This window comes from Methylobacterium sp. J-088 (assembly GCF_022829295.1).
Classification (GTDB): Bacteria; Pseudomonadota; Alphaproteobacteria; order Rhizobiales; family Beijerinckiaceae; genus Methylobacterium.
In genome coordinates this window covers 1-14,321 of the sequence record NZ_JAKSYH010000045.1, presented here as the reverse complement: position 1 = coordinate 14,321, position 14,321 = coordinate 1, and the positions used below count along the sequence as shown (strand labels likewise).

Genomic DNA, 14,321 nt, shown 5'->3' with positions numbered 1-14,321 from the left:
ATCCGGACACGCGGGCGCCCGCCGAGGTTACCAGCGGGCCTGCAATCCGGCGGCGATCATTTGGGCGGTGGCGCCGGGGCGCAGGTCGCCGGTGTAGCCCAGCGACAGCTGCACGCCCCCCGCCACCGGACCCGTCAGGCTCACCCCCAGGACTGCCCCGTCCCGGCCGAGCCGGCTCGTGCGCTTCGCGAATGGCACTCCGAACAGTCGCGAGCGCAGAGTGGCGACGGTGTCGCCCAGCCCGTGCTCCCATTAGGCCCGGCCATCCAGCCGCAGGCCCGCCGCGCCGTCCGCTGCCGTGCCGTCGACCGCAAGGCTCGTCACACGCCCGCCCACGAGGCTGCGCGCGCCGTCGAGGCCGGCGGTGGCGAAGCGGCGGGCCTGCGGCTGGAGGGCCGGGCCTACTGGGCGCACGAGCTGGGCGACACCGTCGCCACTCTGCGCTCGAGCCTGTTCGGGGTGCCGTTCGCGACGCGCACGAGCCGGCTCGGCCGGGACGGGGCAGTCCTGGGGGTGAGCCTGACGGGTCCGGTGGCGGAGGGCGTGCAGCTGTCGCTGAGCTACACCGGCGACCTGCGCCCCGGCGCCACCGCCCAAATGATCGCCGCCGGATTGCAGGCCCGCTGGTAACCTCGGCGGGCGCCCGCGTGTCCGGATCCTGTTCGGCGCTTCAGCCGAACAAGGTCCGGGCCACGATCTGCGGGTCGATCGGCTTCTGGCACAGGGCCACGGCTCCATAGGGCGGCGGCACGACGGCCGGGTCGTAGCCCGTGGCGAACAGGAACGGCACGCCGCGGGCCCGCAGCGCGTCGGCGACGGGGTAGACGAGTTCGTCCTGCAGGTTGATGTCGAGCACCGCCGCGTCGATCGCGGCCGTTCCGGCGATCAGCGCCAGCGCCTCCTCCACGCTGGGCACCGGGCCGAGCACCTCCGCGCCGCCTTCCTCGAACCATGATTTGAGGTCGATGGCGATGAAGTAATCGTCCTCGACCAGCAGGATCCGCCGGCCGGTCAGCGCCCCGTCCGAACTCATGGTAGGCTCCCTGCGGTGTCTCCCTCGGGATGGGGGAGGTTGATCGTACACTGGAGTGTCGTCTCGCTTAAGGCATAGCAGGTCCTGGCCTTCAGCGCGTAGGGCAGCGCCCGCTCGATGAGCTCGCGCCCGTAGCCGCCCCGCAGGGACGCGTCCTGGGCCCCAGACGGGCGGACCAGCCCCTCCTCGACCCAGTCCACAAGGAGCCGGCGCCCGTCCTCGGACTCGCAGATTCGCCACGTCACGCTCAAGGAGCCCTGCGGCGTGGTGAAGGCACCGTATTTGAGCGCGTTGGTGGCGAGCTCGTGCAGGGCCAGCGCGAAGGTCTGCACGGTTGCCTTGCGCAGGCGCACCACCGGTCCCGCGATCCGGACGCGCGTCTGCGCAGCGGGGGCGTTGAGGGCAGCGAGCTCCGTCTCGATCAGCGTGCGCAGCGTGATCGGCTCCTGGTCCGAGCGCGACAGGAGACCCTGCACCCGCGAGAGCGCCGACAGGCGGTCGTTGAACTGCGCCTTGAACAGCTCGCCCGGCCCGGTCAGCGCCATGGTCTGCTTGGCGATGGCGCGCACGACCCCGAGCAGGTTGCGGGTGCGGTGCTGCAGCTCCGCGACCATCACCTGTTGGCGCTCTTGAAGCTGGCGCAGGTCGTCGATGTCGGTGGAGGTGCCGAGCCACTCGACGATCCGCCCCTCCCCGTCGCGCACCGCCGCCGCGCGGGTCTGGAACCAGCGGTAGCGCTGTCCGGGGGCGTTGCAGAGCCTGTGCTCATAGGAGAGCTGGCCGCTGGCCGCGGCTTCCTGCCAGGCGGTCCGGGCGATGGCGACGTCGTCGGGATGGACGGCCTCCAGCCAGCCCCATCCGAGGCTGCCGTCGTTGTCCTGGCCCGTATAGGCAATCCATTGCGGGCTCGCCCAGATGCAGGCGCCGTCGATCCCAGCGCGCCAGATCAGCTGCGGGATGCCCTGGGCGAGCGTGCGGAACAGCGCCTCGCTCTCGCGCAGGCGCCGCTCGGCCAACACCCGCTCGGTGCTCTCCACCACGATGGCGATGACGCCCGCGGGCTTCCCACCTTCGTCGAAGACCGGCGAGTAGTCGAGATTCATCCAGACCGGCTCGGGCCTGCCGTAGCGACGCAGGGTGAGTTCCTGATCGCGGTAGGAAAGCGTCCCCCCGGCCAATACCACGCGCATCACGTGGTCGTTGAAATCGGCGACCTCCGGCCAACCCTCGCGCACCTTGGAGCCGAGGAGTTGCGGGTGGCGCCCACCCGCGAAGCCCGAATAGGCATCGTTGTAGATCATGATGCCGTCCGGGCCCCACAGGAGCACGATCGGCACCGGCGAGAGCAGCAGGGTGCTGACGGCGAAGATCAGGCTCTGCGGCCAGTCGGCGATCGGGCCGAGCGGCGTGCGCGCCCAGTCGTAGGTCCGCACCAGATCGCCGAGTTCGCCGCAGCCGGTTGGAAGCGTCGAGGCCCCGCCCGTCCGACGAACGGTCCTACGGTTCCCGACAGGAGCGCGGGGCGGGACGGATGGAGGCGGCGATCCTGCGGCCGGCATGTTCCTGATCTGACCTGCTCGCGCATCATCCCGAACGGCGGTCACCGGTTTTCCGATACAGATGGTGCACACGCAAAGGGCTGCGGCACCGTGACGGTTCCGCGTCCGGGATGATGCTCCACACGCGCTCCTGATCGCGTCGCGACACGGTACGCCATGCCGGGGTGTTCGGGAGACCCACGCCACCCCGCCATCCTGCGGTAACCGCATCAGGACGAGGAATGGATCGCCGTCTCTCCAAGCCGTGGATCGTGGGCGTCGCATGCTTGCCTGGTTCATCTCTCCGTGTTGTCGCGCGTCCGCGCGCCGAACTGGCCTCCCCTTCGGAGAGCGCTCCAGCAAGCTGCCGATAAGCTCGCTCCGTCCTAGCGTGCGGATCGAGGCCATTCAGCAGCCTGCACCGCATCGATCCAGCTGCCTGCGACCCGATGGACCGCCCGCGTTCATAGTCTTGCCGTGTTCCAGGCGCCCCCTGGGGTGATCAGCCCCACGGGGCAGCCCGGCCCCGGGAGAACGTCCTTATGCTGAACTCGATTCTGGCGCTCCTGACGGTCGCCGCGGTCCTCGCGGTCAGGGCGCTGCTCAAGCTGCCGCTCATGCTGTTCCGCCGTGTCGGCCGCCTGCTGCGCGGTCGCCGCCCGGCCGCTGCCTGAGCGGGCCGGTCACCGAGAGACTCATCCGTCCGCGTCGATGGTGAACACCATCCCGCGGCCCGGTCCGTGATCGGAGTAGTCGACGAGCGTGAGGCCGCGTGCAGCCAGCGTCTCTGCGACGGTCTCCCGCTCCTTGCGAACCATCTGGCCGACCGCGAGCGGCGTCAGCCGCGGGCTCGCTTGGCGCAACCGGTCCACCCCGATATTTGCCGGCAGCCCTTCGTCCTCGGCGATCCGGGCCAGGGCGAGACCCAGATCCCGCGCCTTGGTCTCCGCCGCGGATTTCGGCTTGAAGGCCATTCCAGTTCTCCCTCGTTCCAAGTTTCTGCCACGCTCGGTGTCATTCACGTGGCCTGCGCATCGACGTTCACGTCGGGGAAGGCCCAGCTCCATACCCGGCCCCCCGCGCATCGTAGACCTCGACCTGCCAGCGCGACCAATCGAACCGCTCGACCACCCGTTCGATCAGGGCAAGGGCCACGCGCTCGGCATGAACACGCTTTGCGCCGCGTTCGACAAAGGGCTGCCGTCGAGGTCGGTCACCAGCTCGTGGCCGTCCGTACAATGGAAGCGGTAGAGCCGTGTTGGCATTGCTGTTTTCCTGCTCCATCCCCGGCGATCCACCAGCATCCGAGCCTGTCAGCCACCGATGGTTGAACCGCCTCGGCCGATGCGCCATGTTCATGAAATGTTCTAAACAGATCGAAGCCGTGATGCATGCAGATCCTGCGGTGGTGCCTGTGAAGATTCGTCCCAGGAAGGCCAAGGTGATCGCCGTCGCGCCTCATTGCGCGGTCCGGGGGATGCATGGGCCGTCCCGCCCGCACGGGCTATCGGTTCGCGTATCGGTGCCGGATAAAGCTGAGGGGCGGCCGCACATCACCCTCCCCCCGCAGAGGGGGGGAAGGATGGGTGCGTTTCACGGCCGGACTGCGATTTATGAGTATCTCAGCCCACCCTGCAGAGAGATGCGCAGCATCCCGCTCAGGTCCTAGCCCCGACCCTTGCGCTCGCGCTCGGCCATGGCGCCGGGCTGGCCAAGACCGATCGCCTTGGCGAGGGCGGAGCGTTGCTCGGCGTAAGCCGGGGCGACCATCGGGTAATCGGCCGGCAGGCCGTAGCGGTCGCGGTAGGCCCTCGGGTCCAGCCCGTGGCTGGTCAGGTGGCGCTTGAGTGTCTTGTAGGTCTTGCCGTCGATGAAGCTGACGATCCCGTCTGGACGGACCGACTTGCGGATCTGGGCCGCGCTCGGCCGGTCGATGTCGGGCTGGGCTGCCGCGCCGGTCTCCGCCGTCAGGGTGCCCGAGACGAGGCCCGCGACGGCTCCGTGGACCCGGGCGATCAGCGCCGGCAGTTCCGCGGCCGGAACGGGATTGTTCGACACGTAGGCGGCAACGAGTTCGGCGGTCACGACCGCCAAGGTCTCGGTCGCCTCATCGTGTGTGTCGGTCATGTGAGGTCCTTCGAAAAGCGCTGTGTCACCTCATCGTTTGGGGCCGGCAAAGGTTTAAACGAAGTAAATTTAGCACGATGACTTAGCGAATAGGCGGTATTTCTCCCGCAGCGCACACCAGCCGCGGCGGACCGGGCGATCGATTCGAAACGATCGCCCGGTCCGCCTTCGAAGGTCTTCCGAATCACCGACAGGGATCAGAGGTCGGTGGTGGCCGGATAGGACCGGACCCGACCCCGCTCGCCGTTCGTCCCGGCAGGGCCGGTGCCCGTGGTGATCTGCGGGGCCGTCCAGCCCTCCGCACGCCATGCATTCGCCTTCTCATCGAGGTCGACCGCACCGTGCCGCTCCAGGATCGCTGTCACCGTTGGGGCCAGCGCGGCCCGCGCCGGGTCGAGGCGGACCGTGACGAGGGTTCCACCCCGCCGCACGCCCTCGCCGTAGGCATGGGCGTCCGCCTCGCCCACCCCGGCACCCGTCAGTGCACCAGCGAATCCCCCCGCGGCTGCGCCGATGCCGGCCCCCGTCAGTGTGGCGACGAGCCAGCCGGCGGCGACCACCGGTCCGACCCCCGGGATCGCGATCAGGCCGAGGCCCGCCAAGAGACCCGCGGCACCGCCCGCGACCGTGCCGAGGGTCGCACCAGCCCCGGTGCCGTCCTTGGCACGCTCCTTGGCGGCGGCATCGCCGGTTCCGTCATCGACGACACCGGCATGCCGATCGCCCTCGTTGTTGCTGACGAGGCTGATATCGCCGTGCGGGATCCCGCTGCCCTCGATCTCGCCAACGGCGGTACGCGCATCCGCATAGCTGTCGTAGAGGGCCGTGATGGTCTGTTGAGCCATGAACTTTCTCCTGCCAAACTGTCTCGCCGGCCAACATTCGCGTCAGGGGACGGATTACTGCGCCGCCACATTGCCCTTGAAATCGAGGCCGACCTGAACGGTCTGACCGCCATGCGTGGCGGTGCCCCGCCAGATGCCGTCCGAATCCTTCTTGAGATCCCGGGCATCCATGAAGCCGGCCTTCGCCAACCGTGCGCGGGTCTCGCCCTCCGTGAAGCTGTTCGCGCCCTTCTCAAGTTGGACGCTGCCGCCCGCACCGGTTCCGGTGCCGTTCGGGGTCATCTTATCGGTGTTCGGCCGCGTCACGCTCTGCTGACCGCCGGATTGCTGGCTCGTCTTGGCATCGGGGGCAGCCGGCGTGCCCGTGACCGTGGTCTGAGCGACAGCGCTCGATCCGAGCAGGGTCGCGAGGACAAGGGCAAGAGAGATACGCATGATGGGCTCCGTGGTGGTTTCGGAACCATCAAACCTTTCGTGGAGCACGACGTTCCGGAATCAGGTGATTTAACGGGATCGCTTGAGGGATCGGCTAAAATTTGCAGATCTATGCAACTGTTATACTCGCATTCTAGCCAGATCGTTGCGGTGGACACACCGGGATAGGTCAGCCGGCGCCATGGCCGCCCTTGCGGTTGTCTGGCATGGGCCGGGGCGGCCGGGTGTCGTAGCCGCCGGTCTCGGGCGCCACCTGGGCATCCGGAACGGCGGCGCCCGGGGCGTGCGGTCCGCTGCCGCCCGCCGTCGGATCGGTCTCTCCTACGGGTCGCGCGGGCCGCGCCGGGGGCACAGTCCCGAAGGCTTCGCGTGCCGCGTCGACATCCTGTCCCATGCGCCCCTCCTGACGGCCTGCCGAACAGCCGGTGACGGTTCAAGGCCTCAGCGCAACGCATGTTCCCGCAAGGCCAACGGTTCGGACGGTGCATCCGGCCGCGGACCGGATCCCGCCGCCCGGTAGGCTGTACGCTCGCCGATGCCGAGCCTTCATTTCCGCTGACCGGTCGGATTGGGCGTGGATGAGGTGTCGGGCGTCACGGCCGGGTTCACGGGCGTGACCTTCGACCACGTGGCCGCAATGAGGACGATGGCGATCAGGAGAGCCGCGAAGATGCCGACGAGGACGAAGCGCTTCATGGGGGAGGTCGAACATCCTACGGGGTCGTGGAAGCGAGGAACAACCGGAACGGCCGAACGATCCCTCCGGCCAGCGGCGGTCGATACGTCTGGCGGCGGCCCTGGGCGTCAGGAACCGGAGGGCTGCGCCGAGGCCTGGGCTCCGATCGCCTCGGACAGAAGCCGTACCCGCCCGAATGCGGCCGCGGCCTGATGAGCCAGGGCCTCCAGCCGGCAGATGGTCGCGTCGTCCGGGATGACGGAGGCGCACCAGTAGGCACCCAGCGCGGCCACCGCCTCGGGAACGCCAATCGGGACGATGACGAGGCTGCGCATCAATGTGGTGCGATAGGCCGCCACTGGGACCCGTGGATCACGCTCGATATCGGGCACGCTCACCGTCTGGCCGTTCAGAATGCACCAGCCTGAGATGCACTCGGTCAGCCGGAACCGGCGCCCGCGCCACAGCGGCTCGATCGCGTCTTCCGCCGCGTAGTAGACGGTGTCATCCTCGCGCAGGACGACCGCAATCCCGTCGGAGCTGGCGACCGCCCGTGCGGTCCTCCGCAGGATGGACACGACCGCCTCCAGCGATCCTGCAGTCTCCAGGGCGCCGGGGGCCGATGCCAGGCCCGGATGCGGGCGGATATGGGTCTCAGCCATGCAGCGCACGGAGCGGCGCAGGGCGGGAATCGGCCGACGGGGGACACGCCGACATCGCGATCCGATCCCCACTGCCCTTTCTCAATAAGCGTGTCTTCAGCACCGAGCCAAACAACTTGCGTTAGAATTCCAGAGAGCTACGATTCGTCCTGAGCGAGCATCGATAGCGTGCCGCCAGAAGATCTCTCAATCCGCCACAGCAAGAGAATATTAAGCGTCTGTCCTGAGTCGAGCATCCTTTAATAGTTTCTCATTGGCCGATCAAATCGCCGCGATGATGTGCTCTAGCGCACCTTACTGCTGTGGGGCTCCGGACCCCCGGGCCGGCTGTTGCATCTCTGCACTATCGCTCAGCCGCGTCCTGACGTCCTTGTCGCCGGGCACACATCCCGCTCAACGGGAGACAGAGGACCAGATGATCAAGAAGCTTCTTCTCGCGAGCGCCGCCACGGCGCTCCTGACCGGCGCCGCCTCGGCCGCCGACCTGCCGCGCCGCGCCGCCCCGCCGCCCGTGTTCACCCCCGTGCCGGTGTTCACTTGGTCGGGCGCCTACTTCGGTATCAACGCCGGCTACGCCTTCGACGCCTCCAGCCGCTCCACCGGCAACAGCTTCGGCGTGCCCTTCCCCTACGCCACCCCCGGCACCGTCGCCACCTTCCGCAACAACAGCCAGGACGGCTTCTCCGGCGGCGCCCAGATCGGCTACAACTTCCAGCTGACTCCGGGCAACGGCGTCGTCGTCGGCATCGAGGCCGACGCCCAGTACCTCGACTTCGGCCGCAGCCGGAACAGCTCCTTCATCTCCGGCGGCGCGCTCGCCCCCGGCTACTACGTCACCGACCCGCGCGGCCTGTCGAGCCTCGACTACTTCGGCACCGTGCGCGGCCGCCTCGGCTACGCCTTCGACCGCACCCTCGTGTACGGCACCGGCGGCTTCGCCTACGGCTCGGGCAGCGCCGACCGGTCGGTCGGTGGCTATGCCGGCAACGACAGCTTCCGCACCGGCTACGCGGTCGGCGGCGGCGTTGAGTTTGCGCTTCCCACCGAGTCGTTCCTGAACTTCTTCCGCTCGTCGGCCGTGACGTTCAAGGTCGAAGGCCTGTACGTCAATCTCGAGCGCGGCAACCGCAACCAGGGCGCCCTGGTGGTCAATGCCGCCAACCTCGTCCCGGTCGCCTACAGCGCCATTGGTCGCCGCGACGACGAGTTCGCCGTCGTCCGCGCCGGCCTGAACTACAAGTTCGGCTCGTACTAAGATCCGGTCGCGCTGCTCCCGGCATCCGCGCCGGGAGACGCGGTGGTGGGCGAAGGGTAGCTGGTCCTCCTCATCGCACCCCACCGCCGAAGAGCAGCCGTCCGGCTGACCTTCATACCCCCAGCCCGATCAAACTTGCCGCTAGATCGGCTGCACCCTGGGAGCCCTCGCTCCCGGGGTGTTTTTTCATTCCAAGCGATCGCCCGAACAATATCGGGCACAGTGACGTTTCGCCCAAGGCCGATCAAACATGATCACCTTGTAGGACAACGCCATGTCGATGAAGACACTGACCCTAGCTGCCGCGCTGACACTTATGGTCTCCGGTGCCGCTGTCGCTCAGACCGCGGCTGGCGGCGGCAGCGCCGAGGGCAACATGAACAATCCGGGTTCGGTCAAGAGCAACTCCGAGAAGTCCATGGAGGGCAGGAGCGGCTCGATGGGTACGGGTACGATGAGCACGGGCACCGGGCCTGGCACCAGCGGTGGCCCGCCTGTCAGCACGCCCGGCGCACCCGCCGGCAGTGGGTCAGGCAACGGCGCCACTGGAAGCGGCGCTGCCCCGAGCGGCAAGTAACCTCCAGACGCCCTGCGGCCTCACGCTGCGGGGCTTAAACGTCGAGCCCGATCCGCTTCCTCAGCCGCCACCGCCTCAACAGCCGCGATCACGTTCTCCAACTCGGCGACCTGGCGCAGAGCGCTCTGTGCTGGCAGCCCATCGTGCTCGGACATCGCTAAACGGAACGATGCTTTAACAGAACGCCGTGCCGTAGGCTTAGCACTCGTCTACGGTCCCGCTTGATCGCCCAGCGCGACCTCCCACAGACGGCAATCCGGGCCTTCGCGCACCAGTGTGGCTCGGACGGCATAGCGCCCACGGAGGGCATCGAACCAGCCGCGGCCCGCCTCATCGAGCACGAGAAAGCGACCCTGGGCGAGGATGTCATTCGTCGACAGAATATTAGCGGCGAGCGCGCTGCCAGGGGTGGCCCAGTCGCGCAGAATTTCCATGATGTGGAAGTCCATGGCGTTGTTGCGGGCGCGGTTCGGGTAGTCCAGCACGACGCGCCAGTCGAGCGGGTAAAGGGTCGTCTGGTCCGGCGCGTATCGGGCGCGCGGCAGCCAAACGTGGGGCGACACGGCGACGACTGGTAGGCCGACGCGCGCGGCATCGGCTTCGAGGAAGCGGCCCTGAGCGTCGAGGCACGGAATTTCTTCCTGCCAGACGTAGAGCGACAGGCTCCAGCACCCGATCAGAACGCAGGTCGCTGCGGTACCCGCAAGGACGGCTGGCCGGGCGCCGTACCGCGCTGCTTCGACGGCCGGCAGCGGCAGCAGCGCCGCGATGAGTAGGTTGGGAATGAAGTAGCGCTGGATAAAGAACGGCGTGATGAGTTGCGAGCCGAGCCAAGCCGCGAGGGTTAGGCCAGCGTAGGAAAGCAGCGCGGCGTACAAGGCTGCCACATCGCGGCGTTCTATGATGAGGCGGCGTGGGTCGAAGCGCAGGCGGGCGGCCGTTAAAGCGAGGGCGATACCGAGCGCGATCGTCAGCGGCCGCGATCCTGTGAGCGCGTCCAACAACGTATCGACGTTCGGCACGGGGATCCAGCCGTAGGGCGTGGCGACGGCCTTCTGGAACGGAAAGGAGATGGCGATCCAGGCGAGGAGCGCGGTAAGCGAGGGCGCCGCCGCGAGACCGAGCGCCGCGGCGGCGCGCCGGTCACGGCCGGCGAAGCACGCGAGCCCGGCGGCGCCGAGCGTGGCGAGTACGTAGAAGCCGCCGAAGCTGTGGGCGAGGGTTGCCAATAGGCCGATGCCGGCCAGCGCGATCGCCCGCGCGAGGCTCGGCCGATCCACGACGCGCAGGGCGGCGAGGAGCGTCGCGGAAACGAGGAACAGGTAGAGTGCATAGGTGCGCACTGCGAGGAGCGCGTAGCCCATCATAGCGTCGACGACCGGCAACAGCGCCAGGGTTACGGCGACAGCCCCTGGGGACGCCAGCCGGCGGCCGATCCGGTAGACGACTGCGGCGGTGGCGGCGAGCAGCACTAGGTTGAAGGGCCTGAGCACGCGGTCTGGCGCTGCGTCGAGCGTATGGGTCAGCGCCCAAGCGATCGACAGGTAGAGCGGTGGGTTGCCGTCGACGCCACGGATCGCGCCGTTCCACATGTGCCCGAGGCTTGGCGCGTCAACCAGCGTCGCCGTGTAAAGGTCGTCGAGCCCCATCATTCTGCCGAAGGACAGCCAGATCCACCACAGCCCGACGAGCAGCATCGCGACTCCGGTCAGCCCAATGGGGCCAGGCGGAAAGAATGCGACGCGCTGGCGAACGGGTGCTGTCGCCCCAGGAAGCCAAGAAAACGATGTCGGCATGGCGGCGTCCGTGAGATGGCGGACTGGAGTGTGATGCGGCGCGGTAAACGCCTCATTCCGCAGCACTTGCCTGGGTCGAACATAGACCCCGCCTGCTGCAGCGAGATCCCCCGCCCCACCGCATACAAGAACCCTTAACCGCCTCAGGCCACCATACCCTCAGCGATCGGCTTCGGCCGCGCGCCGGAAGAGCAGCACCGGGTTCGCGATGGGCCTCGGTGCGGCCTCGCCGGCGCAGTCGCGATGATCGGACGCGATTGCGGCCAAGCTTGAGCCCGGCTAGACGCGCTCCCGTGGGTACGCGGGAGCAGGGATGAGCGATGTCGTGGCCGCTCTGCTCTTGGCGCTGGCGGCCGAGAATGCCGAGCTGCGCGAGCAACTCGCCTCGGCTCAAGACATGCTCGTCGAAACCGCCATCGACGCCGGCAACATGCACGCCCTGGTCGAGGCGATGCGGATCGAGCGCGATGCGTGGCGCGAGGAGGCCGAGCGGGGGCGCTACCGGCCGGTGCCGACCACGACCGGAAGCCCGGCTGGGACTCGGTCACACTTCCCGCAATGGAAGCGCTGCGCAACGAGCAAAACCTCTTCCGCCCCGCGAGCCTGAAGCTGATCCCAGGTTCGCCACGTCATAGCTCGACATGAAGTGCATTTCGGGATGCGAAGGCCGCGGTATCCCTCATCCGTCCAGTCATTCACCGTCCGCATGCGGGCCAAGGCCACCATCGCAAATCATCTCGTGCAGGGTCGCACCCAGGAAGGCACAAGCAGCGATCTGCAAGACGAGTGCCTGATCCCCCTGGCCTCCCGCCCCCGTGCTCGCCACCTTCCGTGTGCGCCAAGCCAGCATTCACGCTCGGCGGTGCAACTGGGGGCTCCCCCGATGTTTCGTCATCAAGAGCAATTTTCTAAGCTGGCACGCAGCGCCCTGATCGGTTTCGCCTTCGCGGCCACCCCTGGGAGCGCCACCGCGGCGCAAGCCAGGTCGTCGGTGGTGGCGCCGGCTCCGCAGGACTCCCAGCTCCGGCGAACAGCCCGCGCGATTGTCCGCGTCAACGTCGTCGGCCGCGAGTGCCCGATGTTCTATGCCGTCGATCGCGCGAGGGTTCAGGACATCGAGCAAACCCTGTTCAACAAAGGGCTGGACCAGTTCGGGAAGGACAAGCTGCGGCAAGCCATTAACGTGGCGGAGGGCGAGTTCTCGATCGAGTTCGAGGCCGATGGCGCTGCCACTTGGTGCCCGGCGCAGCGCACTCACTTCGATAGTCTCGGCGTTCGTGACTTGGTCGGCGAGCCGCGAGAGTAACCCGACCTCGACGTCATCCCCCACGCTTGCCATCTTTAGCTCATGCCCGCCCAGCACGGCCAGACCTACGATCCACGAACCTGGCCTCGCACCCCAGCACCGCGCAGCATCCCGTAAAACTTCCCCGGGTCGAACATGGCCCGCGCCTGCTGCAGCGAGATCGGCCGGCCACCAACCTCCGGCGCCCTCATCGCGCCGCCGCCGCCCTGCGCCTGTTTCTGCTGAGCGCCCGCGATGCTCTTCAGGGCGTTCGAGATCTGGGCGTACTGATTGCTCGGCTGCGGATCCGGCGCACCGGTGATGGACAGCGGCTGCCCCGACAGGGTTGCGACATCGGGTGTCGGCGAGGCCTGACCCGGCACGGGGGTGCCCTGCCCGACGATCCCGCCAAGGCCAAAGCCGCCCTGCTGGGCGGTCGAGCCCATCGAGGCGCCAGCAGGACGGGCGATCCCGGGCGTCAGCGACTGCGGCTGGCCCGCCTGCGGGACCTGCGGCGTGAAGCTCCCGCCGAGGAACGCCGCAGCTTTGGCCTCGTGTGGGCCCATGCTCGCGACCTTGTCGGCCACGTTCCCCGGCGCGCCGCCGTTGCCCGCGTCGGAGGCGCCGTACAAGCCGGGGCGCCCGGCATTGATGGTGCTGTAGAGATCAAGGCGGCTCATGCCGGGCTGAAAGCCACGAGCCGTGAGATACCGCTCGACCGCCGGCAACTGCTCCTGGAAGCTCTGTTGCGGGGAGGCTCCGTATTTATCAGCTTCGTTCGGACCGAACTGGATCAACCCAACATGCCGCCCACCTGCACCACCGTACTGCGACGGGGACATGGTGCCGCCGGTCTCGTAGGACATGACGGTGGCGAGATCGAGCGGGTCGGCGCCGATGCGCTTGGCGCTGGCGATCAGCGCTTCCCGGTCGGACATCTGCGACGGCGCCGCCTCGGCGCTGTTCGGGCCCATCATCGACAGCAGGCCCGTGCCGGCAGCAGCAGCGCCAGGCTGAACCACGGGCGTCGGCGCCCCGGTGGGCGGGGTCTGAGGCGTGAAGCCCGAATAACCCGGCGGCACGGCCTGCGGCACATCCTGGGCGGTCATGGCCGGCGGCTGGGCGGCCTGCTGCGCCTGCTGCTGTTGCAGATACTGCTGCAGGGCGGGGCTCAACGGGTTCTGATCGTCGCCGCTTGCGAACGATGGCAGGGAGCCGAAGCCTAGCGACATGCGGAATGCCCCATGGTTGCAAAATCCGGGCCGCTGACGGGCGTCTGGCGATTTCGGGTGCCAGTGTGCGGTTTCAGGCCAGCGCCAGCCCTGAGCCAATTCTGGCGAGGCTGACGGGTATCGACAGAATGACGGGGCGGGGCCATCTTCATGGTATGCGCCGCTGGGCTGAGCCTCTGACCGTCATCATCGTCTTCGCCATCGTCATGACGGCGATCGGGTGGGTGCTGGGCGCGACCGTGCCCAGTGTCGATGCATGGCTCGTTGAGCGCATCGGAAAGGCAGGTGTCTGGGCCGCGCTTGGGCTGGTCATCGTCGTCGGCGCCATCGCGACCTACCGCAGCAGTAAGTTGGGCGAGGGCAGGTAAGGCCGCGCTCGGTCCGCCTGGGACATGAGCACCGCCTGCGCCCCGCGCGATGCAAGATTACCGAGCGCCGTCGCCTGCTGCTGGGTGCGCCCGCGGGCTTCCAAGGCCGCGAGCAGCATGTCGAGCTTGTCGCCCTGGGTCATCGTCACGGCGTCGGCGAGCTGGCGGTTGCGGGCGAGATCGGCGGACTGACCGGCGGCGTTGATCCCGGCCTTGCCGGCACGGGCAACCTGGGCAATGGCATATCCCTTGGGACCGCCAACCAACCCCGCCATGGTGCCCCCGAGATCGTCACCCAACGTCGTGCGCGGTGCGATGGCGTCGGCTGCCCGGTTCCGCTGCGCCGTCTGAGACCCCTCGACGATCCGCCGGTTCGCGTCCGCAAAGGCCCGCTCCCGGGCGACTGCGTCGACGACCTGCTGCGTCGGCGCCTCACCGTGCAGCATGCCCATCTTGGCGGTGTTGAACCCACCCTCGCCCTGCAGGGTGCTG

At 68.2% G+C, this 14,321-nt stretch carries 19 protein-coding genes and 1 pseudogene; 7 read left to right on the top strand and 13 right to left on the bottom strand.

The window, feature by feature from the left end:
- Positions 1-27: 27 nt before the first annotated feature.
- Positions 28-198, bottom strand: a complete 171-nt coding sequence (locus tag MKK63_RS31930) for a hypothetical protein (protein ID WP_243999019.1) — start codon at positions 196-198, stop codon at positions 28-30.
- 45 nt (positions 199-243) lie between these two features.
- On the opposite strand from MKK63_RS31930, the gene MKK63_RS04295 reads away from it, so the two are divergent.
- On the top strand, positions 244-630 hold the full coding sequence (locus tag MKK63_RS04295; RefSeq protein WP_243999018.1) for an autotransporter domain-containing protein: 387 nt from the start codon (positions 244-246) through the stop codon (positions 628-630).
- 40 nt (positions 631-670) lie between these two features.
- Here the strand turns inward: MKK63_RS04295 and MKK63_RS04290 are convergent, their stop codons facing one another.
- Both MKK63_RS04290 and MKK63_RS04285 read right to left on the bottom strand, forming a co-directional pair.
- Positions 671-1,033: a response regulator gene (locus tag MKK63_RS04290; RefSeq protein ID WP_243999016.1), complete on the bottom strand. Its 363-nt coding sequence runs from the start codon at positions 1,031-1,033 to the stop codon at positions 671-673.
- Positions 1,030-2,466 carry a sensor histidine kinase gene (locus MKK63_RS04285; RefSeq protein ID WP_243999014.1) on the bottom strand — a complete coding sequence of 479 codons (1,437 nt, stop codon included), beginning with the start codon at positions 2,464-2,466 and terminating at the stop codon, positions 1,030-1,032. The genes MKK63_RS04290 and MKK63_RS04285 overlap by 4 nt, the downstream gene beginning before the upstream one ends.
- Before the next feature lie 647 nt (positions 2,467-3,113).
- On the opposite strand from MKK63_RS04285, the gene MKK63_RS31650 reads away from it, so the two are divergent.
- Positions 3,114-3,245 (top strand): hypothetical protein, encoded by a 132-nt coding sequence (locus MKK63_RS31650; RefSeq protein WP_267425830.1) that lies wholly within the window; start codon positions 3,114-3,116, stop codon positions 3,243-3,245.
- 21 nt (positions 3,246-3,266) lie between these two features.
- Here MKK63_RS31650 and MKK63_RS04280 read toward each other — a convergent pair whose 3' ends face one another.
- The 7 genes from MKK63_RS04280 to MKK63_RS04250 form a co-directional block, all read right to left on the bottom strand.
- Positions 3,267-3,545: an adenylosuccinate synthase gene (locus MKK63_RS04280; RefSeq protein ID WP_243999012.1), complete on the bottom strand. Its 279-nt coding sequence runs from the start codon at positions 3,543-3,545 to the stop codon at positions 3,267-3,269.
- A 691-nt stretch (positions 3,546-4,236) separates the two neighbouring features.
- Positions 4,237-4,698 (bottom strand): MucR family transcriptional regulator, encoded by a 462-nt coding sequence (locus MKK63_RS04275; protein ID WP_243999010.1) that lies wholly within the window; start codon positions 4,696-4,698, stop codon positions 4,237-4,239.
- Between the two features lie 197 nt (positions 4,699-4,895).
- Positions 4,896-5,543 carry a hypothetical protein gene (locus tag MKK63_RS04270; protein WP_243999008.1) on the bottom strand — a complete coding sequence of 216 codons (648 nt, stop codon included), beginning with the start codon at positions 5,541-5,543 and terminating at the stop codon, positions 4,896-4,898.
- 54 nt (positions 5,544-5,597) lie between these two features.
- The gene (locus tag MKK63_RS04265) at positions 5,598-5,978 is read right to left on the bottom strand and encodes a hypothetical protein (RefSeq protein WP_243999006.1); all 381 of its coding nucleotides are present in this window, start codon (positions 5,976-5,978) and stop codon (positions 5,598-5,600) included.
- A gap of 169 nt (positions 5,979-6,147) precedes the next feature.
- Complete coding sequence (locus tag MKK63_RS04260) at positions 6,148-6,372, bottom strand: hypothetical protein (RefSeq protein WP_243999004.1); 225 nt, start codon at positions 6,370-6,372, stop codon at positions 6,148-6,150.
- A 152-nt stretch (positions 6,373-6,524) separates the two neighbouring features.
- Entirely contained in the window at positions 6,525-6,674 is a 150-nt protein-coding gene (locus MKK63_RS04255; RefSeq protein ID WP_243999002.1) for a hypothetical protein, read from the bottom strand.
- 108 nt (positions 6,675-6,782) lie between these two features.
- Positions 6,783-7,316 carry a GAF domain-containing protein gene (locus tag MKK63_RS04250; RefSeq protein ID WP_243999000.1) on the bottom strand — a complete coding sequence of 178 codons (534 nt, stop codon included), beginning with the start codon at positions 7,314-7,316 and terminating at the stop codon, positions 6,783-6,785.
- A 415-nt stretch (positions 7,317-7,731) separates the two neighbouring features.
- Here MKK63_RS04250 and MKK63_RS04245 point away from each other — a divergent pair, with 415 nt between their 5' ends.
- Complete coding sequence (locus MKK63_RS04245; RefSeq protein ID WP_243998998.1) at positions 7,732-8,571, top strand: outer membrane protein; 840 nt, start codon at positions 7,732-7,734, stop codon at positions 8,569-8,571.
- 274 nt (positions 8,572-8,845) lie between these two features.
- Positions 8,846-9,148 carry a hypothetical protein gene (locus MKK63_RS04240; RefSeq protein ID WP_243998996.1) on the top strand — a complete coding sequence of 101 codons (303 nt, stop codon included), beginning with the start codon at positions 8,846-8,848 and terminating at the stop codon, positions 9,146-9,148.
- Positions 9,149-9,357: 209 nt separating this feature from the next.
- On the opposite strand, the gene MKK63_RS04235 is transcribed toward MKK63_RS04240, so the two are convergent.
- Positions 9,358-10,845: a glycosyltransferase family 39 protein gene (locus MKK63_RS04235; RefSeq protein WP_243998994.1), complete on the bottom strand. Its 1,488-nt coding sequence runs from the start codon at positions 10,843-10,845 to the stop codon at positions 9,358-9,360.
- Positions 10,846-11,257: 412 nt separating this feature from the next.
- Here MKK63_RS04235 and MKK63_RS31925 point away from each other — a divergent pair, with 412 nt between their 5' ends.
- Together MKK63_RS31925 and MKK63_RS04225 are read left to right on the top strand one after the other, a co-directional pair.
- On the top strand, positions 11,258-11,551 hold the full coding sequence (locus MKK63_RS31925; protein ID WP_313901749.1) for a hypothetical protein: 294 nt from the start codon (positions 11,258-11,260) through the stop codon (positions 11,549-11,551).
- Positions 11,552-11,827: 276 nt separating this feature from the next.
- Positions 11,828-12,250 carry a hypothetical protein gene (locus MKK63_RS04225; protein ID WP_243998992.1) on the top strand — a complete coding sequence of 141 codons (423 nt, stop codon included), beginning with the start codon at positions 11,828-11,830 and terminating at the stop codon, positions 12,248-12,250.
- A 65-nt stretch (positions 12,251-12,315) separates the two neighbouring features.
- On the opposite strand, the gene MKK63_RS04220 is transcribed toward MKK63_RS04225, so the two are convergent.
- Complete coding sequence (locus MKK63_RS04220; protein WP_243998991.1) at positions 12,316-13,404, bottom strand: hypothetical protein; 1,089 nt, start codon at positions 13,402-13,404, stop codon at positions 12,316-12,318.
- 62 nt (positions 13,405-13,466) lie between these two features.
- Here MKK63_RS04220 and MKK63_RS04215 point away from each other — a divergent pair, with 62 nt between their 5' ends.
- Positions 13,467-13,829 carry a hypothetical protein gene (locus MKK63_RS04215; RefSeq protein ID WP_243998989.1) on the top strand — a complete coding sequence of 121 codons (363 nt, stop codon included), beginning with the start codon at positions 13,467-13,469 and terminating at the stop codon, positions 13,827-13,829.
- Here the strand turns inward: MKK63_RS04215 and MKK63_RS04210 are convergent.
- Positions 13,796-14,321, bottom strand: a pseudogene (locus MKK63_RS04210) (hypothetical protein); the annotation flags it as partial. The gene MKK63_RS04215 and the pseudogene MKK63_RS04210 overlap by 34 nt on opposite strands.